This is a genomic window from Rhizobium sp. PvP014, assembly GCF_017876855.1.
Lineage (GTDB): Bacteria > Pseudomonadota > Alphaproteobacteria > Rhizobiales > Rhizobiaceae > Neorhizobium > Neorhizobium soli.
Window position 1 is genome coordinate 845,041 of the sequence record NZ_JAGIOT010000001.1, and the last position, 15,592, is coordinate 860,632.

Here is a 15,592-nt window from a genome sequence, read left to right on the forward strand (position 1 = left end):
ATGAAACCGAACCTCCACGTAAGCGCTTTCGTTGCGGGGACCTAGAACGACGCCTTCAGCTGGCCGCCGATGCTCCATACAGGATCGGCGTCTTCGCGAAACGTTGCTGCGGCAGAGGTGTTGACCTGCCATTTTTCGGTAACCATCCACCCGATGCGTCCGCCAAGCGCCGCATAATTCTGGTCCTCTGTGCTGCCCTTGACATCGCCGACCCAGTCGACGGAGGCTTCTACGCCCTTCTTGTCTGCGGACGTGCGTCCTACACCCAGTAAAAGCGTCAGGTCGAACCGCTCATCGAGCTTGCGGCTCCAAGCTAATTCGGCGCCGAGACTGTCAGTGATCGTTGAGCCGGATCCCATCCTGGCGGCGAAGAGATTGTCGGTCTTGTCTTCCCCATAGCCATCGAGGTCGAGCCAGGATCGAGCGAAACGGGTCGACAGCGCCAGTTCGTTGGTATCGTCGGGCGCGTAGATGACACCAACCCGAGCGTAGGACGCAAACAACGATCCAGATGTCGCACCCCCGGTCTGGATCATCTCATCGATGTTCATGTAGCTTCGGGTGAGCGACGCGGAAACATCGGGCGATCCCCATGCGCCAGCCTCCCCGAAAGCACGCCATGTTGCCGGCGCAGTCGTGTATCGGATACCTCCGGCAAAGAGCGCAAGGTCGTCCGAGAGAGCGTCCGACGCGCTCGCGCTGACGCGTGTTGCGCCCCCAAGCAGGCTGAAGCCGCTGCCTGCTTCCCAGCGAGCGTTAAAGCCCGCCGCCGCGTCACTGTTGCCCGAGAGAGAGACATAGCTTCCGCTGTCGAAGCGCTCGGATTGGCCTAACAGCGTTAGTGCTGTTTGAGAAAGATCGAGTGCAATGGACTGCCGCTGATGTGCAATCTGGTTCATCGAGTCCACCACGGAGCGGGTTGTGGTGAAGCCGAGGCGAGCGAAATCGATGGTATCGAGGAACAGGATTGCGTCCTGGGCCTCATCGTCCAAGGGCCCGGCGGATGTGAGGAGCACTGTAAGGTCGAGTGTGCTCGATCCCGAGACCCCGACCTTGCCACCAACCGCGACGTCGGCATCCACTGGGCCGGACGCCTCGTATTTCAGTATCTCCATCCGATCCTTGAGAGCTTGAATGGACACGGCCTGCCCTTCCGACGTCGAAACAAAGCCGCGATAGTCCATCGCATAAACTGAGTGACCATCCGGCTGTGTCACCGGTACGCTGAGCGAGCAGCGTGTCGTGGCGCGGCGGATACCGGAGGCACCGCCCGCTGTCGCCGAAAAATCGTCGAACAGATAACTGGTCGCGTTGCCGTCGGGTGATCGGACGCGCGAGTATGTCCCTTCAGCGCATCCGTCTGCTGCGAGCACCAGATCTGGAACAGAGAAATTGACCACAGCAAGCAGCGGGAGGAAACGGCGGATACGCATGACAAAATATTCCCGGCATCGGGGGGGCAGCGACCGTGCTGCCCCGGATTTTCCTTTTTAGCGGCAGTCGCGCCACTGAAGTTGGTAGACGATCGCTGCCTTCACGTCCTGCGTATCAACTGTCGCCATGGCCTCCTGCTTGCGCGTGGTATTGACGCGGATGCTGGAATTGGTGCGCAGGTTTACGTCCTCGCCGCACGCCGACCAGATCAGTGATTCCGCAACGAGCTTGTTTGAAATCAGATAATCCTTCTCGACCGGGCCGTTGAACGTTTTTGTGAATGCCGGACCACTTCTGCCCGCGAAGAAGTACTCCACATTGAACTGCGAGCGCGCGCCGCGTGGGAGCTGGTTAAACCCGCGGTAATCGATCGCGAGGACCGAAACACTGCGACCCTGCGGGACATGGACCGGTATGGCAACGTTGCAGGTCTTGCGGTCCAGGGATTTGCCGGTATCACCGCCGGCTTCAACAATGTAGTTGTCGAACAGCAGGCTGAGAGCCTTTCCATCAGGGCTGATGGTCGCCGATACGCTGTCAGAAGGGCAACCACTTCCGCCATAGCCTGGTGTGCCAAGCGAGATATCGTCTGCTTGGGCGGCCGAGGCCATAAGGAGAGATGCGAGCAAGAGACCTGCGGTTTTCATGGGGTTCCTCAAATTTTGTCGAACGTGGCGTTCGGTAGCGGCATGACGCGAGTGAGCTGAACTTCTCCTGAGTGGGACATTCATGTCGGAGTCATTCGCCTGATGCCAAATGTCAGTAGGAGAGTTAAAAGATTTTTAACTAAAAGTGGCGGTGAAGGTACTTTTCGTAGGTCTAATTAAGGCAATCCAATCACTTTGCGCGAGAAACCGGATCCATCGAAGCATAAAGCACTGACCGAGGAGATTCAGATGTTCAGGATTGGCACAACTTTGCGTCTTTCAGCTCTGGCGGTCAGCCTCGGCATTGGCCTGTCGAGTTGCGCTGCGACGGCACCATCCATCCGTTCCAGTGAAGCCGGACCATCTCAATCCTCGCGGGCTGCCGAACACCGGCGCGCGCAGAGGCAAAAAGCGATTGATGGCGGTTATCAGCGGCTTTATCGTCCTAAAGGATGCCGCTCCTCGACGGCATCATGCGATGGATTTCCTCGAATGTCGTTCAAGCTGTCCACACCGGGCACGGCGACGACATAGAATTCACACCGAGCGACGCCCGATGGTGATAGTCTCTACCGCTCAAGCCCGCCGTCACATTTGCACAACCAGCCGGATCACTTCGCCCCGATGCAAGCGGTCGAAACCTTCGTTGATCTCGTCGAGCGGGATCTCGCCGCTGAGAAGCTTGTTCACCGGCAGGCGCCCGGACTTGTAGAGAGCAACGTAGCGCGGAATGTCGCGGACGGGGACGCAGGTGCCGATATAGCTGCCCTTCAGCGTTCGCTCCTCGGCGACAAGACTGACGATGTTGAGGGGAAGCGTCGCGGTGGGTGCCGGCAGTCCGGCCGTCACCGTCGTCCCGCCGCGCCGTGTCATCCTGTAGGCGCTCTCCAGCGCCTTTTCGGAACCGGCAAACTCGAAAGCAAAATCAGCGCCGCCATTGGTGAGCTGCCGAACCTTGTCGACCGCGTCCGCATCGCGTGCATTGACAGTCGCCGTCGCGCCCAGATCTCGGGCGATGGTCAGCTTGTCATCCGAGAGGTCGACGGCGATGACTTGCGCCGCACCCGCCGAAATAGCTCCCAGCAGAGCGGCAAGCCCGACCCCGCCGAGGCCGATGATCACCGTGGTCTGGCCTGCCTGGACCTTCGCCGTATTCACCACCGCGCCGACGCCGGTCAGGACCGCGCAGCCGAAGAGCGCTGCTTCGTTGAACGGCAGGTCCTTGTCGATCTTGACGATCGAGCGGCGCGACACGACCGCGTGTTCGGCAAAAGCCGAGCAACCGATGTGATGATGGACCGGCTCGCCATGCGATTTCAGCCGAATGCTGCCTGTCAGTAGTGTGCCCTTGCCGTTTGCTGCAGCACCCGGTTCGCAGAGCGCCGGTCTTCCTTCCGCACAGGGAAGGCAGTGGCCGCAGCTTGGCACGAAGGCAAGCACGACGTGATCGCCGACCTCAAGATCGTCGACACCTTCACCCAGCTCCACCACTTCGCCCGCGGCCTCGTGACCGATTGCCATCGGCAGCGGTCGCGGCCGGCTTCCGTTGATCACCGAGAGATCCGAGTGGCAGAGCCCTGCGGCACGAATGCGCACAAGCACCTCTCCCTGCCCCGGCGGATCGAGATCCAGCTCGGCGATTTCAAGCGGCTTGCTCTTTGCATAAGGCATGCTCGCGCCTGTCTGGCGAAGCGTTGCGGCTCGGATCTTCATGTCATACCTCTCTGGAATCTGGAATGCGGCGCGTGAAAACTAGCATTGTCTGCACCGCATGCGAAAACTTCCGCCGTCGGTTTCGATCTGCGTGGCGTGCGGCGCCAGGAAATGCCCCGTCATCAGCATAGTCTCGGTGTCGGCGATATCGCCCAGCAATGCTGCCCGCGTAAGCGCGGACTGGGCCTGATTTTCGCAGCCCATGCAACTCAGTTGCGGATATTTGAGCTGGATCGGGTGATGGATGATATCGCCTGAAAACACGCATTCGCGGCCATTGGAATGCAGCCATATCGCGACATGGCCAGGCGTGTGGCCCGGCGCCGGTTTGAACGTGAGGCAGCCATCCAGTTCATACCCATCGTCGACCAGCACGACCTGACCGGTCTCCACGACGGGCAGAACGCTGTCGCTATAGGCTGCAAGATGATGGCCGCCGGGATCGGAGCCGTATTTCTCGGCCCAGTAATCGTACTCTGTGCGGCCAAAGATGTATTTGGCATTCGGGAAGGTCGGAACCCAGCGTCCGTCGATCAGCCTTGTGTTCCAGCCGACATGATCGGCGTGGAGATGGGTGCAACAGACATAATCGATGTCCTCGGGCTCAACGCCTGTTGCGCGAAGACGCTCGAGAAACGGGGTCGAAAGGTTGGACCACTGGGTGCGAGCGTGCCGTTCCTTGTCGTTGCCGACGCAGGTATCGATCAGGATCTTGTGCCGGCCGGTGTCGACCAGCCAGGCATGGATGCTGAGCCTGATCCGATCGCTATCGGCATCGTAGAACGCCGGTGCAAGCCAGGAACGCTCGCGCTCGAGGATCTCGTCCGTGACGAGAGGGAAGAACGTCTTCATCCGGAACGATGTATCTTCCAGCTCCCAGATGGCCGAAACGGTGATGTCTCCAATGGCAAAACGGGTCATGAAATTCTCCGAAGTTCGGGCCTGCTCACGCGCTCGCGACAGCTGCCTGTTGCCGGACCGGCGGCCAACCGGAATCAGTCGATGTCGCAAGCCGGTTCAGCAGCTGTTTCAGCACCCAGACCTCGTTTTCGTCGAGAAGCGCAAGGCAGTCGGCTTCGGCAGCCTTCAGCATGGCGACGATCTCCATCATCGCCTTGCGTCCCGCGCCCGTCAGATGCGCACGCCGTGGGGCTGTCCCGTCGATCTCGATCAACCCTTCGGCCTCGAGCTTTGCCATCGTCTCGTCGGTAATCTCGTCTCCGCGCGAGCGACCGATCTCGCTGATGGTGTCGAGTGTCCTGCCATCCTCATGGCCGAGCAGCGTCAGCACGGCATAGTCCGCGCCGCTCCATCCGCGCCGCCGGCGTTCGACCACCGCGTCGTTGCGGATTTGATAGAAGACCCGTGAGATCTGGTAGATGAAATCATCGGGCGAAAGACTGCTTTCCGTTTTCTCGAACGAGGTGTTTTCGCCGGCGTGGCGAATGAGCCGGCCGTATTGCCCGCCATGGAAGACCAGCGGCGGTGTGCTCGAATGCTCGAACCCGGTGATCTCGCCCACGAAAATGATATGGTCCCCGCCTTCATACTGATGGGCGGTCCGGCATTCGAAACGGGCAGCGCAGTCTTTGAGCAGCGGAATGTCGCCGTCTCCCCTCTCCACGGTCAGCCCCTCGAACTTGTCTTCCTTCTTGCTGGCGAAAAGACCGGAGATGTCGCTCTGTTCGGCTGACAGGATGTGAACTGCGAAATGGCCCGCCTGCCGGAAATCGTCGAAGCTCGAGGATGTCTTGGCAAGGCTCCAGAGGATCATCGGCGGATCGAGCGACACCGAACTGAAGCTGTTTGCTGTGCGTCCGATATCCTGCCCGTCCGCGGATCGGGTGGTGACGACGGTCACGCCGGTCGCGAAGGATCCAAGCGCGTTACGCAGAATGCGGGGGTCGTTGGACATGGTGATTGCTCCCTGTCTTATTGATGGTGATGAATGGTCTTTGCGGGTGATGCCGGTTGGGGCAGCGAGCCGGTCTGTTCGTCCTCGAGATCGGCACCGGCCGCCTCGCGCAACGGAATGATCGTGACGACCGACAGGCAGGCGGCGGCGATGATGTAGCAGGCAAGCGGTATCCAGCTTCCCGACCAGGCCCAGAGCGCGGCTGCGATCATCGGCGTCGGTCCGCTCCAGAGCACGGTTGCGAACTGATAGGCGACGGACACGCCGCTATAGCGGACCGACGCCCCATACTGCTCGGCGAAAAGGCTGGGCTGGGTAGATTGCGTCGTGGCCTGCCCGAAGATGATGGACAGGGTCATCGCAGCGGTGATCCAGAATACGCTCGCCGTATCCATGAGAAGAAAGAACGGCACGATGAAGAGGCCGTTGAAGATCATGCCCCCCATGAACACCCGCTTGCGGCCGATCCGGTCGGAAAGTCCGGCAAACAGGGGCTGGGCGATAAAGCAGAAGACGGCTGCGATCATCAGCGAATTAAGCGCCGTCGCCCGGTCGATGCCGACGACCGTCGTCAGATAGACCAGCGAATACACCGCCACGATATAGAAACTGGTGTTTTCCGCGGCCTGACAGGCGACCAGAAGCGCTGTCTTCTTGCCATGCTTGCCCAGCACGTCCACGATCGGCAGGCGCTGGCGTTCGCCACCGGATTTCAGCTTCTGGAAGCTTGGTGATTCCGCGAGGCGCCGGCGAAGGAAGATGCCGAAGACCAGAAGGATACCGCTGAACAGGAAGGGCAAGCGCCATCCCCAGGCCATGAACTGCTCGGGCGTCGTCAACCCGCCGACAAGCGCCATCACGCCGGACGAAAGAAGAAGAGCCGCCGGAATGCCCATCTGCGGCCAGCTGCCGAAAAAGCCGCGCGTCTCGTTGGGCGCGTGTTCGACGACCATCAGGGTCGCTCCACCCCATTCGCCGCCAACCGCAAAGCCCTGCAGGAAGCGAAGCACGGTAAGCAGGATCGGCGCCCCGACGCCGAGGACTGCATAGGTCGGGATAAGACCGATCAGAAATGTGATTCCGCCCATCATGGTGAGGCTGAGGATCAGCATCGCCTTGCGGCCGATCCGGTCACCGAAATGGCCGAACACGATGCCTCCGAGAGGCCGGGCAATGAACCCGATGGCGAAGGTCGCGAAGGCCGCGATCATACCTGTGACCGGGTCGAATTCCGGAAAGAACAGTTTGTTGAAGACGAGTGCCGTGGCAGTACCGAAAATGAAGAAATCGTACCATTCCAGGGTCGACCCGATAAAGCTCGCCAGTGCGACCTTGCGGATGTCGGATGTTTGCGTGGCCATGAAGCTCCTCCCCGAGCTGTTATTGGCAATCGCATGGGTCTCCCTCAAGCCTCCAGCGGAAGACCCATGCGCAGGTCGTGGTTAGTTTTCGAGCGGAATATCGACATCCAGCAGGGGGGCGTGCTGCTGCGCACCGTAGACGTCGGTATCGCCGATATCGCCGGCGGGAATCGCTCGCGGGAACGTCGCCTTGAAAGCGGCGGCGGTATCGTAGGGCGTGAACAGAACGTCTTCTTCCTTGACGCCGTAGAGCCTGGAGAAAAGGGCCGCATTGAGCGTTCCCGTCGCCTTCACGCGGCGGTAGAGGTCGTGATCCTCGAAGAGGACGTCGATCGTGACGTTGAAAGGACCGGCATTCTTGCTCTTGCAGATCTGGGCGATGTCTCTGATGAGGGCCATGTCACACCTTCTCGTATTCGATGGGGAACAGGGCGCAGGGATCGCTGACTTCGACCGTATGGAAGATGCTGAAGCGATACATCGGGCCCATGTCGATATCCGATGGACTGAACGGGAACGCCATGTTGCCTTCCTTGCACAGACGTCCGGGGAAATCCGCATGCAGCATCGAGGTGCGCGCCATGGCGATGACCGCATTGGCGACATCCGCCGTCTTGGCGACAACCTCGATCACGAAGCCGAGTTCGTGGCTGGTGATCTGCTTGACCGGCTCCCAGCCGCCCATGACGCCGTCCTTGCCGTAGCAATGGATGATCATCCGGTAATCGTCGCGCGGAACGCCGAAGGATTCGGCCTTCACGGCAACCTTCTCGCGGTGGGTGGCGAGATAGTCGTCGATCTGCGAGATCAGGATCGGATCGCGCGTGCCGCAGATCGCGATGGACCGGTAACCGGCCATCTCGACGCCTTCGAGCTTGATCGTGTACCGATCGGCCGGCGTCCAGGTCATGCCATCGATCTTGACGGCGCGGTCGCTGATCGCCTCGAACCGGCAATCGGTCGTATCCAGCAGACCACCGGGCTCGACATGGTGGATCGGGCTCGAATTCTCATGCAGCGCGAAATTCGCGACGGCCAACGGCGTCGAGCGCCGAATCGGGTTCGGCGGCTCGCAGACGACATGGTCGTCGCGAACGCGAAGGAAAATGCAGTCCGGCTCCTTTGGCACGGTCGGCTCGGCGCCGCATTCCAGCATCTTGCCCGCATACCACGACGGTGCAGGCGCCATGCCGGCCCGGATGGCGGGGGCCGCCCACTGCGCCGGGTCGCTGCTTCGACCGGCAAGAATGACCTGCGCGCCTTCGTCGAGTGCCTTTGCAAACGGCTCCGGCCCCATCATGCCGACGACGCGGGTAGAGTTGTCGATCATCTGGCGGTCGAGCGGCTTCATCTTTGCCAGCGGTTTCGTGAGGCCCTTCTCGGCCCAGCCGGCGAGGTCGCTCTTGCTTTGCTCGGAATGGATCAGCGCCATCTTGAACGACAGCCCCTCCTCCCGTGCAATTTCCCGCACAAGTGCTGCCGTATCCTGCAGATGCGGCTCGCCCCCTGCCCCACCGGACGTGCCGATGATGCAGGGAATACCGGCCGCGATGCTGGCCTGCAGCATCAGCCGCAGATCACGCTTGACCGAAAGGCGCGAACAGAAGGACGTTCCGGCACCGAGATAGTAGGGCCCGGGATCGGTACTGCCGCCATCGCAACCGATGACATGCGGCTGCCACGACATTCCGATCTTGAGCGATTCCTCGGCATAGCCATAGCCGAGGATGCCGCTCGTCGAGAGCATTCTGAATTCTTTCATCACTCTTCTCCGACTGCTCGCTTATTCCGCCGCCTGGCGCTGGGCGGGATGAACCGGCATGGGAATGCCGAGGTTTTCGCGCAGCGTCGTGCCGGCATAGTCCTTCTGATAGACGCCGCGACGCTGGAGCTCCGGCACCACGTAGCGGACGAAGTCCTCGTAGGCGCCCGGTGTATGGGTGGCCGCCAGCACGAAACCGTCACAGGCTCCTGATGTGAACCACTCTTCCATCTGGTCGGCGACCATGGTCGGCGTCCCGCAGAAGATCGGAAACTCGCCGATCGTGCCGCGGCCCGAATAGTGCACGAAGTCACGCACGGTCGGATTGGGTTTGCCGCTCAGGGAGATGACGCGCTCCTTGAAGCCCGACCAGGACAGCTTCTTCAGCTCCTCGTCGGTGAATTCGCTATCCATCGGCTTGCTGGCGAAATCGAAGTTGAGCGCTTCCGACAACAGCACGACAGCATCGATCGGCTTGGCGAGCGCACGAATGTACTCGCGCTTCTCCTCGGCGATTTCCTGGCTTTCGCCGACGCAGACGTAGCAGGCCGGGCAGATTGCAACCTCGTCGGGATTACGACCGGCGGCAGCGACCTCCTGCTTCACGGCGGCATACTGTTTCTGCCCTGCCTCAAGCGTCGGGTAGACAACAAAGATCAGATCGCCCCACTTGCCGGCGAACTCCCGACCGCGGCCGCTCTGGCCTGCCTGGATCAACACCGGGCGGCCCTGCGCTGACGGAGGCACCGGCAGCGGACCCTTCGAGCTGAAATACTTGCCCTTGTGATCGAGCCGATGGACCTTCTTCGGATCGGCAAACTGGCCGGTCTCCTTGTCGACGATCAGCGCATCAGGCTCCCAGCTGTTCCAGAGCCCTGTCACCACGTCCAGGAACTCGTCGGCCCGCTCGTAGCGCAGGTCATGGGCAAGATGCGCGACGCGGCCGAAGTTGGCCGCCTCGGAATTGTTGAGCGAGGTCACGACGTTCCACGCAGCACGGCCCTTGGTCATCAGGTCGAGCGTTGCGAACAGGCGCGCCACATGAAAGGGCTCGTAATAGGTGGTCGAATAGGTGATGCCGAGGCCGATATGGCTGGTTGCCATGCCGATCGCCGTGATGATCGAGACCGGATCCATCTTGACGACGCGAACGCCGTTCTCGACCGCTTCCTGGTGATCGTCACCGTAGATGTCGGGCATGGCCAGACGGTCGTCGAAAAAGGCGAGATGGAACTTGCCGTCCTCGAGGATGCGTCCGATGCGCTGGAAATATTCGGCGGACAGAAAATCGGTGGCGCCGGCAGGATGCCGCCATGAGCCGGGCGCAATCGAGCAGTTCTGCGCCTGCAGGAAGCCCACCATTTTCATCTGGCGTTTTGAAGTAGACATCGTTCCTCCCGTGTCATCGTCAATCGCAAATATGTGCGCAAACGTTTGCGCACTCCGATCCAATCGCTTTCTGGAGGAGATGTCAAGTTGGGAGCGAATATTTTGTCATGCAGCCCCTCTTTTTCGCATCGGTGCGGATGCGGAGTGGCGCGACAGGGCGCAGCTGTTTTGTTATGAATCGGTATGAACTCAACACTGCCGCCTTCCACACCGCGCCGAGCGACGGTCGTTACCCTGTCAGCACTGGCGGGAGTCGCGCCATCGACGGTGACCCGCGCGCTCAAAGGCGACACGCGGATTTCCCAAAAAATGCGGGACCTGATCATCGGGCTTGCGAAAGAACACGGCTACATGCCGAACGTTCTGGCGCGCACGCTGTCTTCGGGGAAGAGCGGTCTGTACGGACTTGTCCTCGGACCGGCTGAAAACCCGTTCTATACGGAACTGTTGCACGAAGCGACGCGACAAGCGGAGAAGCTCGGCTTTCGCCTCCTCATCATTCATGCCGGCGGCGGGCCTATCGAGGATACCACTGCGCAGGCGCTGATTCAGTACCAGGTCGATGGCTGCATCATCTCGTCGGCCATATTGTCTTCAAAGGCCGCCGACATCTGCGCCCAGAACAACGTCCCGCTCGTGATGGTCAACCGCGTCGCACTTTCGCATGGATGCTTCGTCACCTGCGACAATCGTGCTGGCGGTGCTGAGATGGCGAAACTTCTGATGTTGCGAGGATGCCGTCGTTTCGGACTGATCTACACCTCCTCCACCAGTTCGACGTCTCGCGAACGCGAGGAAGGATTTGTCGCCGAACTGGAACAGGCCGGTCTGGCACTCTCCCTTCGAATCGACGGCCACTCCAATTACGACGGCGGCTTCGAGGCCGGTCGCGAGATCGCGGCGATCCCCTCGGCGGAGCGCCCGGATGCGATCTTCGCGTTGAGCGACATCATGGCCATGGGCGTCCTCGACGCACTGCGCCTGGCGTCGATCGATGTGCCCGGCGACATCCTGGTTGCAGGCTTCGATGGCGTTGCGGCGTCCGCCCGGCCGATCTACGACCTCACGACAATCCAGCAGCCCCTGCCCCTGATGATCCAGCGCGCCTTTGAACTGCTGCGAGCGCGCACGGTCGATCCGAGCCTGCCGGACGAACTGATCGCCATGCGCGGCAAGCTGATTGTTCGCGGCTCCACCGGCCGGGCATGAAAAAGGGCGCGAAAAGCGCCCTTTCTCGACCAGTTGTCGGTGCAGCCTATCCGCCCGCTTTCGGAATATACATCACGATTGCGGGGAAGAAGTAGATGGCAAGCACGGCGAACAGCATGATGACGACGTATGGCAGAGCCCCGTACATCACCTCCTTCAAACTCGATTTCGCCACCGACTGGATCACGAAGAGGTTCATACCCACCGGCGGCGTAATCAGCGCGATCTCGATCATCAGCACGAAGTAGATGCCGAACCAGATTGGATCGATTCCGTGCACGCCGAGCGACGGGAGGAGCACCGGAAGCACGATCAGGATCATCGCGATACCCTCCAGGAACAGGCCGAGCAGGAGCAACACCGCTGTGACCGCCAGCATGAACATGCCAGCCGTCTCGATATTGACGGCGATCCACTGGGAGATTTCGTAGGGAATGCGGTAAAGCATGATCGCCTTGCCGAATACGTTTGCCCCCGCAATGATCAGCAGCAGGTTCGCCGTGGTAAGACCCGCGCCGAACACCGCCCCCCGAAAATCTGCAAAAGACACGCCCCGGCGTATGCCGAATACGTAGATCAGGGTCATGACGAGGCCCACAGCTGCCGACTCCGTCGGCGTGAAGACGCCTGCATAGATCCCGACGATCATCGTCAGCGCAATGACCATGGTCGGCAGGGCGCGAAGGCTTGCAGCCATCCGACCACCCGAACCGGATTCACCTTTTTCCGCCTTCGGTGCCGCCCCCATGAACGACTTGACGATGCAGTAGATCAGGAACAGCACGATCAAGAACAGCCCGGGCCCGACGCCAGCAAGGAACATCGAGGCGGTGGACTGCTCCGCGACCGCCGAATAGATGATCAGCGGAATGGACGGCGGGATGAGGATGCCAAGCGTTGCGCCAGCGGCGAGCGTTCCCATGACAAAGCGACGATCGTAGCCGCGCTTGGTCATCTCGGGAATTGCCACGGTGCCGATCATGGCCGCAACGGCCACGGAAGAGCCCGAGATCGCGGCAAAGATGCCGCAGGAGATGATCGTTGCGATCGCGACACCGCCGCGCACGCCGCCGACCCATCGCTGCACCGCGTCGAACAGGTCTTTCGCGACCCCCGCCTTCAGCAGAATATTCGACGTCAAAAGAAACACCGGCACCGCCAGCAGGATGAAATTGTTGACCGAGCCGAGGAATTCCATCGACACGCTGGCGAGCGGCACGTCCTTCATCAGGAGAAGAACGATACCCGTCGTCGAAAGCGCGATACCGACCGGTATGCCCGCAAACAGAAAGACGAAGAGCGCGACTAGTACGATAACGCTTTCCATATCAGATCTCCTCGTGCGCGAGTTCGAGCTTGCGTCGCTGCCCCGTCGCAACAAGCAGGATCAGTTCCAGCGCAGCCTGGACGAAGAAAAGAAAGAACCCGATCGCGACCGGCAGGTAGAAGAGCCAATAGGGGATGCGCAGGACACTCGCCGTAGCGCGGCCGACTGTCGCCGCGTCGATTGCGGCAACAAGCGCCTCGAAGGAGACGACGGCACAGGCGAGCGCGATGATCGCAAAGCTTATGCCTTCGAGAACGACCTTGGCGCGTTCGCCGACCGCATCGGAGAAAAGCGTGATCGAGATCAACTGCCGGCGCCCCATGCAGGCTGGAAACAGCAGGAATGTTGCCCAGACCATGCCGAGACGTGAGGTCTCCTCGACCCAGTCCGTCGGACTGTTGAAGAAGTATCGCGACGCCACTTCATAGGCGACGATGATGCCGATGAAGAGGTAGATCCATGAACTGTATTCACCGATCCTCATGATGGTCGACTCGATTGTACCGACCCATTTCTTTTCTTGCGGGGGCATGGTGCCGTTCCTCCCAGACGTTTGCGTCTGACCCTCTCAGACGCTGCGCGAATGCGCGTTTCGCCGCGACGGTGGCACTGCGCCCCGCCCTTGTTTTTGGTGTCGTGCTTTTACATTGTGCCGACTCTGTGCGAGGCGGCGCGGCTAGCCAATTGCCGCTACTGAAGCTTTTGCGCTTCGTCGAAAACAGATTTCGCAAGGTCGTTTCCGTTGTCGTAGAACGACTTTGCGACAGGTGCCGTTTCCTCTTTCCACTGGACGATTTCATCCGGCGTGAGATCGATGATCTCCATCTTCTTGGCGAGAACCTCGCGCGTATGCTTGGTGGCATCGAAGATGCGATCCATGAGCACCGTCTCGAGTTTCGCGGCCTCCTCCTGGAAGATCGCACGAAGTTCGGTCGGCATCTTTTCGAGCGCTTTTTCGCTCATCAGGGCGAAATGCGTCTCATACATGTGGTCCGTCGCGATGACGTAGCGCGAAACCTCGAAAAGGCGGCGCTCCTCGACCGACGGCCATCCCGTCAGCCCGCCATCGACGATACCGCGCTGAAGCGCCAGGAACTGTTCGCTACCGCTGGTGACGACCGGAGCGGCTCCCACGGCCTCGACGAATTCGCTGACGGTAGAGCCGAACGTTCTGATCTTCAGGTTGCGCATATCCGCAGGGACATGAACTTCCTTGTCGCGGGTAATCATCGTGATGAAGCCATAAGGGATCCAGAACATCGCGCGCGACCCAGTCTGGTTGATCCTCTTGTCGAGTATGGTCCTGATCGGGGTTCCGGGCAGCACAGCGCGATCAAGCTTTTCGCGCGTATCGAAAAAGAATGGCACGGCGAACACGTTGAGAGCGGGCACGGTGCCGGCAAGGATGGATGCCGAGGCAATGCCGATATCGATCGTGCCGTTTGCAACCGCCTCGTCCATGTGCTGGTCGCTGACGAGTGAACCCGAGTCATAGAACTCGAAGGTAATTTCGCCGTTGGTCCGCTTCGACACGTTGTCTGCGAACTCCTTGATGACGTTGGTGAGGTAGTGATTGTGCGGAACGCTGGTGGCGACGCGAAGGGCCCGCTCGGCGGCGAAACCCTGTCCCGTTCCCATCACAAGAGCTGCCAGAACGACAGCAAGTGTCTTGAGCTTCATCTTATCCCTCCCGGTCAAAGCTTGCATCCGGTTACTCAGCTGCGACCTCCTTATCGCCGCTGCAGATGCGCAAACGTGTGCATTAACTTTCGCAAATTTGCCCGTCCCGTCAAGTTTTTTCTGCCGACGCGCGAAATATCCTTCTTTCCCGGTTGCGCAGGATCGTCTTCAGGCACTGCCGCGCACAATCAATTTGCCAGGCAGGATGCTGGTCGTCGTCACGTCGAGTGGAACGGTCTTGCTGGCCTGTATCAGGCCCACGACCTCGGAGATCATGCGGGTAATCGGCTGCCGGATCGTCGTCAGACGATAGGATCTCCAACCGGCCATGGGAATGTCGTCAAATCCAACGATCGAAAGATCCTCAGGTGCGGACAGTCCAAGTTCGCGGGCAGCATCTATGGCGGCGAGCGCCATGATGTCGTTGCAGCAGAACAGCGCATCCGGACGGTTTTTTGCTGTCAGCAGTGATAGCACTGCGCCGTAGCTGCCTCGGTAGGTGAACTCCCCGTTTCCCTCGGCAAGCACGGAATGCCCGCTCTCGCGTAATGCTTCGGAAAAGCCTTCCGCCCGGTCACGGTGGGTAGACGTGTTGGAGATCCCGCCGATGAAGCCTATCCGTCGGCGCCCCCTGCCGAGCAGAAACAGTGCCGCATCACGACCGCCTGCGTGATTGTCGCACGCGACCGCATTAACGCGGACATTGCGCTGGATCCGGTTGAGCAGCACCACCCGGATGCCATGCTGCCGGCAGGCGTTGGCCATTCCAGACGTCAGGCTTGCGGAGGTCACGACAAGTGCGCTGGGGCGAGCGGCAAGGATCTGCGGCGTCAGCTGGTCCATGTCCGCCTGCGGCGGGATGGCATAGACGAGCAATTGTCTCCCGACCGCCTGCAGTGCTTTTGCGAGCGTGTCGAGAACGAGTGGATAGAACGGGTTGGCGAGATCGCCTGCCACCAACGTCACTGTACCGGCGGAGATCACCTCGGCAGTACGGCGCGCCGGACTGCTATAACCCAACTGCGCTGCGACCTGAAGGATACGCTGTCTTTTCAACGGATCGATGGACGATCCCGGCGAAAACGCGCGTGATACCGCGGCGATGGAAACGCCCGCCTCATGAGCGACCTGCTTGGCTGTCGGCTTCAAAACAGA

The 15,592-nt window shown here is 60.4% G+C and carries 14 protein-coding genes; 1 reads left to right on the forward strand and 13 read right to left on the reverse strand.

Going from position 1 to position 15,592, the window contains the following annotated elements; genetic code table 11:
* Positions 1–41 precede the first annotated feature (41 nt).
* From J3A65_RS03815 to J3A65_RS03855, 9 genes are all read right to left on the reverse strand, one after another.
* Complete coding sequence (locus J3A65_RS03815) at positions 42–1,433, reverse strand: DUF4360 domain-containing protein (protein ID WP_113469222.1); 1,392 nt, start codon at positions 1,431–1,433, stop codon at positions 42–44.
* Positions 1,434–1,490: 57 nt separating this feature from the next.
* A complete protein-coding gene (locus tag J3A65_RS03820; RefSeq protein ID WP_062577828.1) occupies positions 1,491–2,081 on the reverse strand; it encodes a DUF4360 domain-containing protein in 591 nt (196 codons plus the stop codon).
* 588 nt (positions 2,082–2,669) lie between these two features.
* The gene (locus J3A65_RS03825) at positions 2,670–3,794 is read right to left on the reverse strand and encodes a zinc-dependent alcohol dehydrogenase family protein (RefSeq protein WP_209899557.1); all 1,125 of its coding nucleotides are present in this window, start codon (positions 3,792–3,794) and stop codon (positions 2,670–2,672) included.
* Positions 3,795–3,833: 39 nt separating this feature from the next.
* Positions 3,834–4,715 carry an MBL fold metallo-hydrolase gene (locus tag J3A65_RS03830; RefSeq protein ID WP_062577822.1) on the reverse strand — a complete coding sequence of 294 codons (882 nt, stop codon included), beginning with the start codon at positions 4,713–4,715 and terminating at the stop codon, positions 3,834–3,836.
* Positions 4,716–4,740: 25 nt separating this feature from the next.
* Positions 4,741–5,709: a flavin reductase gene (locus tag J3A65_RS03835; RefSeq protein WP_062459172.1), complete on the reverse strand. Its 969-nt coding sequence runs from the start codon at positions 5,707–5,709 to the stop codon at positions 4,741–4,743.
* A 17-nt stretch (positions 5,710–5,726) separates the two neighbouring features.
* Complete coding sequence (locus J3A65_RS03840; protein ID WP_209899560.1) at positions 5,727–7,070, reverse strand: MFS transporter; 1,344 nt, start codon at positions 7,068–7,070, stop codon at positions 5,727–5,729.
* An 81-nt stretch (positions 7,071–7,151) separates the two neighbouring features.
* Positions 7,152–7,469: a DUF4387 domain-containing protein gene (locus tag J3A65_RS03845; protein WP_062459166.1), complete on the reverse strand. Its 318-nt coding sequence runs from the start codon at positions 7,467–7,469 to the stop codon at positions 7,152–7,154.
* Between the two features lies 1 nt (position 7,470).
* Positions 7,471–8,832 (reverse strand): acyclic terpene utilization AtuA family protein, encoded by a 1,362-nt coding sequence (locus tag J3A65_RS03850; RefSeq protein ID WP_209899562.1) that lies wholly within the window; start codon positions 8,830–8,832, stop codon positions 7,471–7,473.
* Between the two features lie 21 nt (positions 8,833–8,853).
* Positions 8,854–10,221, reverse strand: a complete 1,368-nt coding sequence (locus J3A65_RS03855; RefSeq protein WP_245341433.1) for an LLM class flavin-dependent oxidoreductase — start codon at positions 10,219–10,221, stop codon at positions 8,854–8,856.
* A gap of 183 nt (positions 10,222–10,404) precedes the next feature.
* On the opposite strand from J3A65_RS03855, the gene J3A65_RS03860 reads away from it, so the two are divergent.
* Entirely contained in the window at positions 10,405–11,430 is a 1,026-nt protein-coding gene (locus J3A65_RS03860; protein WP_082476356.1) for a LacI family DNA-binding transcriptional regulator, read from the forward strand.
* 46 nt (positions 11,431–11,476) lie between these two features.
* On the opposite strand, the gene J3A65_RS03865 is transcribed toward J3A65_RS03860, so the two are convergent.
* The 4 genes from J3A65_RS03865 to J3A65_RS03880 form a co-directional block, all read right to left on the reverse strand.
* Positions 11,477–12,757, reverse strand: a complete 1,281-nt coding sequence (locus J3A65_RS03865; protein ID WP_092662859.1) for a TRAP transporter large permease — start codon at positions 12,755–12,757, stop codon at positions 11,477–11,479.
* A 1-nt stretch (position 12,758) separates the two neighbouring features.
* Positions 12,759–13,289, reverse strand: coding sequence for a TRAP transporter small permease (locus J3A65_RS03870; RefSeq protein ID WP_062459152.1), 531 nt, complete (start codon positions 13,287–13,289; stop codon positions 12,759–12,761).
* A gap of 158 nt (positions 13,290–13,447) precedes the next feature.
* Positions 13,448–14,437, reverse strand: a complete 990-nt coding sequence (gene dctP, locus J3A65_RS03875; RefSeq protein WP_184655853.1) for a TRAP transporter substrate-binding protein DctP — start codon at positions 14,435–14,437, stop codon at positions 13,448–13,450.
* Positions 14,438–14,605: 168 nt separating this feature from the next.
* Complete coding sequence (locus tag J3A65_RS03880) at positions 14,606–15,586, reverse strand: substrate-binding domain-containing protein (protein WP_209899565.1); 981 nt, start codon at positions 15,584–15,586, stop codon at positions 14,606–14,608.
* Positions 15,587–15,592: the final 6 nt, after the last annotated feature.

Excerpts from the sequence above, each read along its gene's own strand:
- J3A65_RS03815 (WP_113469222.1), bottom strand. The coding sequence starts at position 1,433 with ATGCGTATCCGCCGTTTCCTCCCGCTGCTTGCTGTGGTCAATTTCTCT.
- J3A65_RS03820 (WP_062577828.1), bottom strand. The coding sequence starts at position 2,081 with ATGAAAACCGCAGGTCTCTTGCTCGCATCTCTCCTTATGGCCTCGGCC.
- J3A65_RS03825 (WP_209899557.1), bottom strand. The coding sequence starts at position 3,794 with ATGAAGATCCGAGCCGCAACGCTTCGCCAGACAGGCGCGAGCATGCCT.
- J3A65_RS03830 (WP_062577822.1), bottom strand. The coding sequence starts at position 4,715 with ATGACCCGTTTTGCCATTGGAGACATCACCGTTTCGGCCATCTGGGAG.
- J3A65_RS03835 (WP_062459172.1), bottom strand. The coding sequence starts at position 5,709 with ATGTCCAACGACCCCCGCATTCTGCGTAACGCGCTTGGATCCTTCGCG.
- J3A65_RS03840 (WP_209899560.1), bottom strand. The coding sequence starts at position 7,070 with ATGGCCACGCAAACATCCGACATCCGCAAGGTCGCACTGGCGAGCTTT.
- J3A65_RS03845 (WP_062459166.1), bottom strand. The coding sequence starts at position 7,469 with ATGGCCCTCATCAGAGACATCGCCCAGATCTGCAAGAGCAAGAATGCC.
- J3A65_RS03850 (WP_209899562.1), bottom strand. The coding sequence starts at position 8,832 with ATGAAAGAATTCAGAATGCTCTCGACGAGCGGCATCCTCGGCTATGGC.
- J3A65_RS03855 (WP_245341433.1), bottom strand. The coding sequence starts at position 10,221 with ATGTCTACTTCAAAACGCCAGATGAAAATGGTGGGCTTCCTGCAGGCG.
- J3A65_RS03860 (WP_082476356.1), top strand. The coding sequence starts at position 10,405 with ATGAACTCAACACTGCCGCCTTCCACACCGCGCCGAGCGACGGTCGTT.
- J3A65_RS03865 (WP_092662859.1), bottom strand. The coding sequence starts at position 12,757 with ATGGAAAGCGTTATCGTACTAGTCGCGCTCTTCGTCTTTCTGTTTGCG.
- J3A65_RS03870 (WP_062459152.1), bottom strand. The coding sequence starts at position 13,289 with ATGCCCCCGCAAGAAAAGAAATGGGTCGGTACAATCGAGTCGACCATC.
- dctP (WP_184655853.1), bottom strand. The coding sequence starts at position 14,437 with ATGAAGCTCAAGACACTTGCTGTCGTTCTGGCAGCTCTTGTGATGGGA.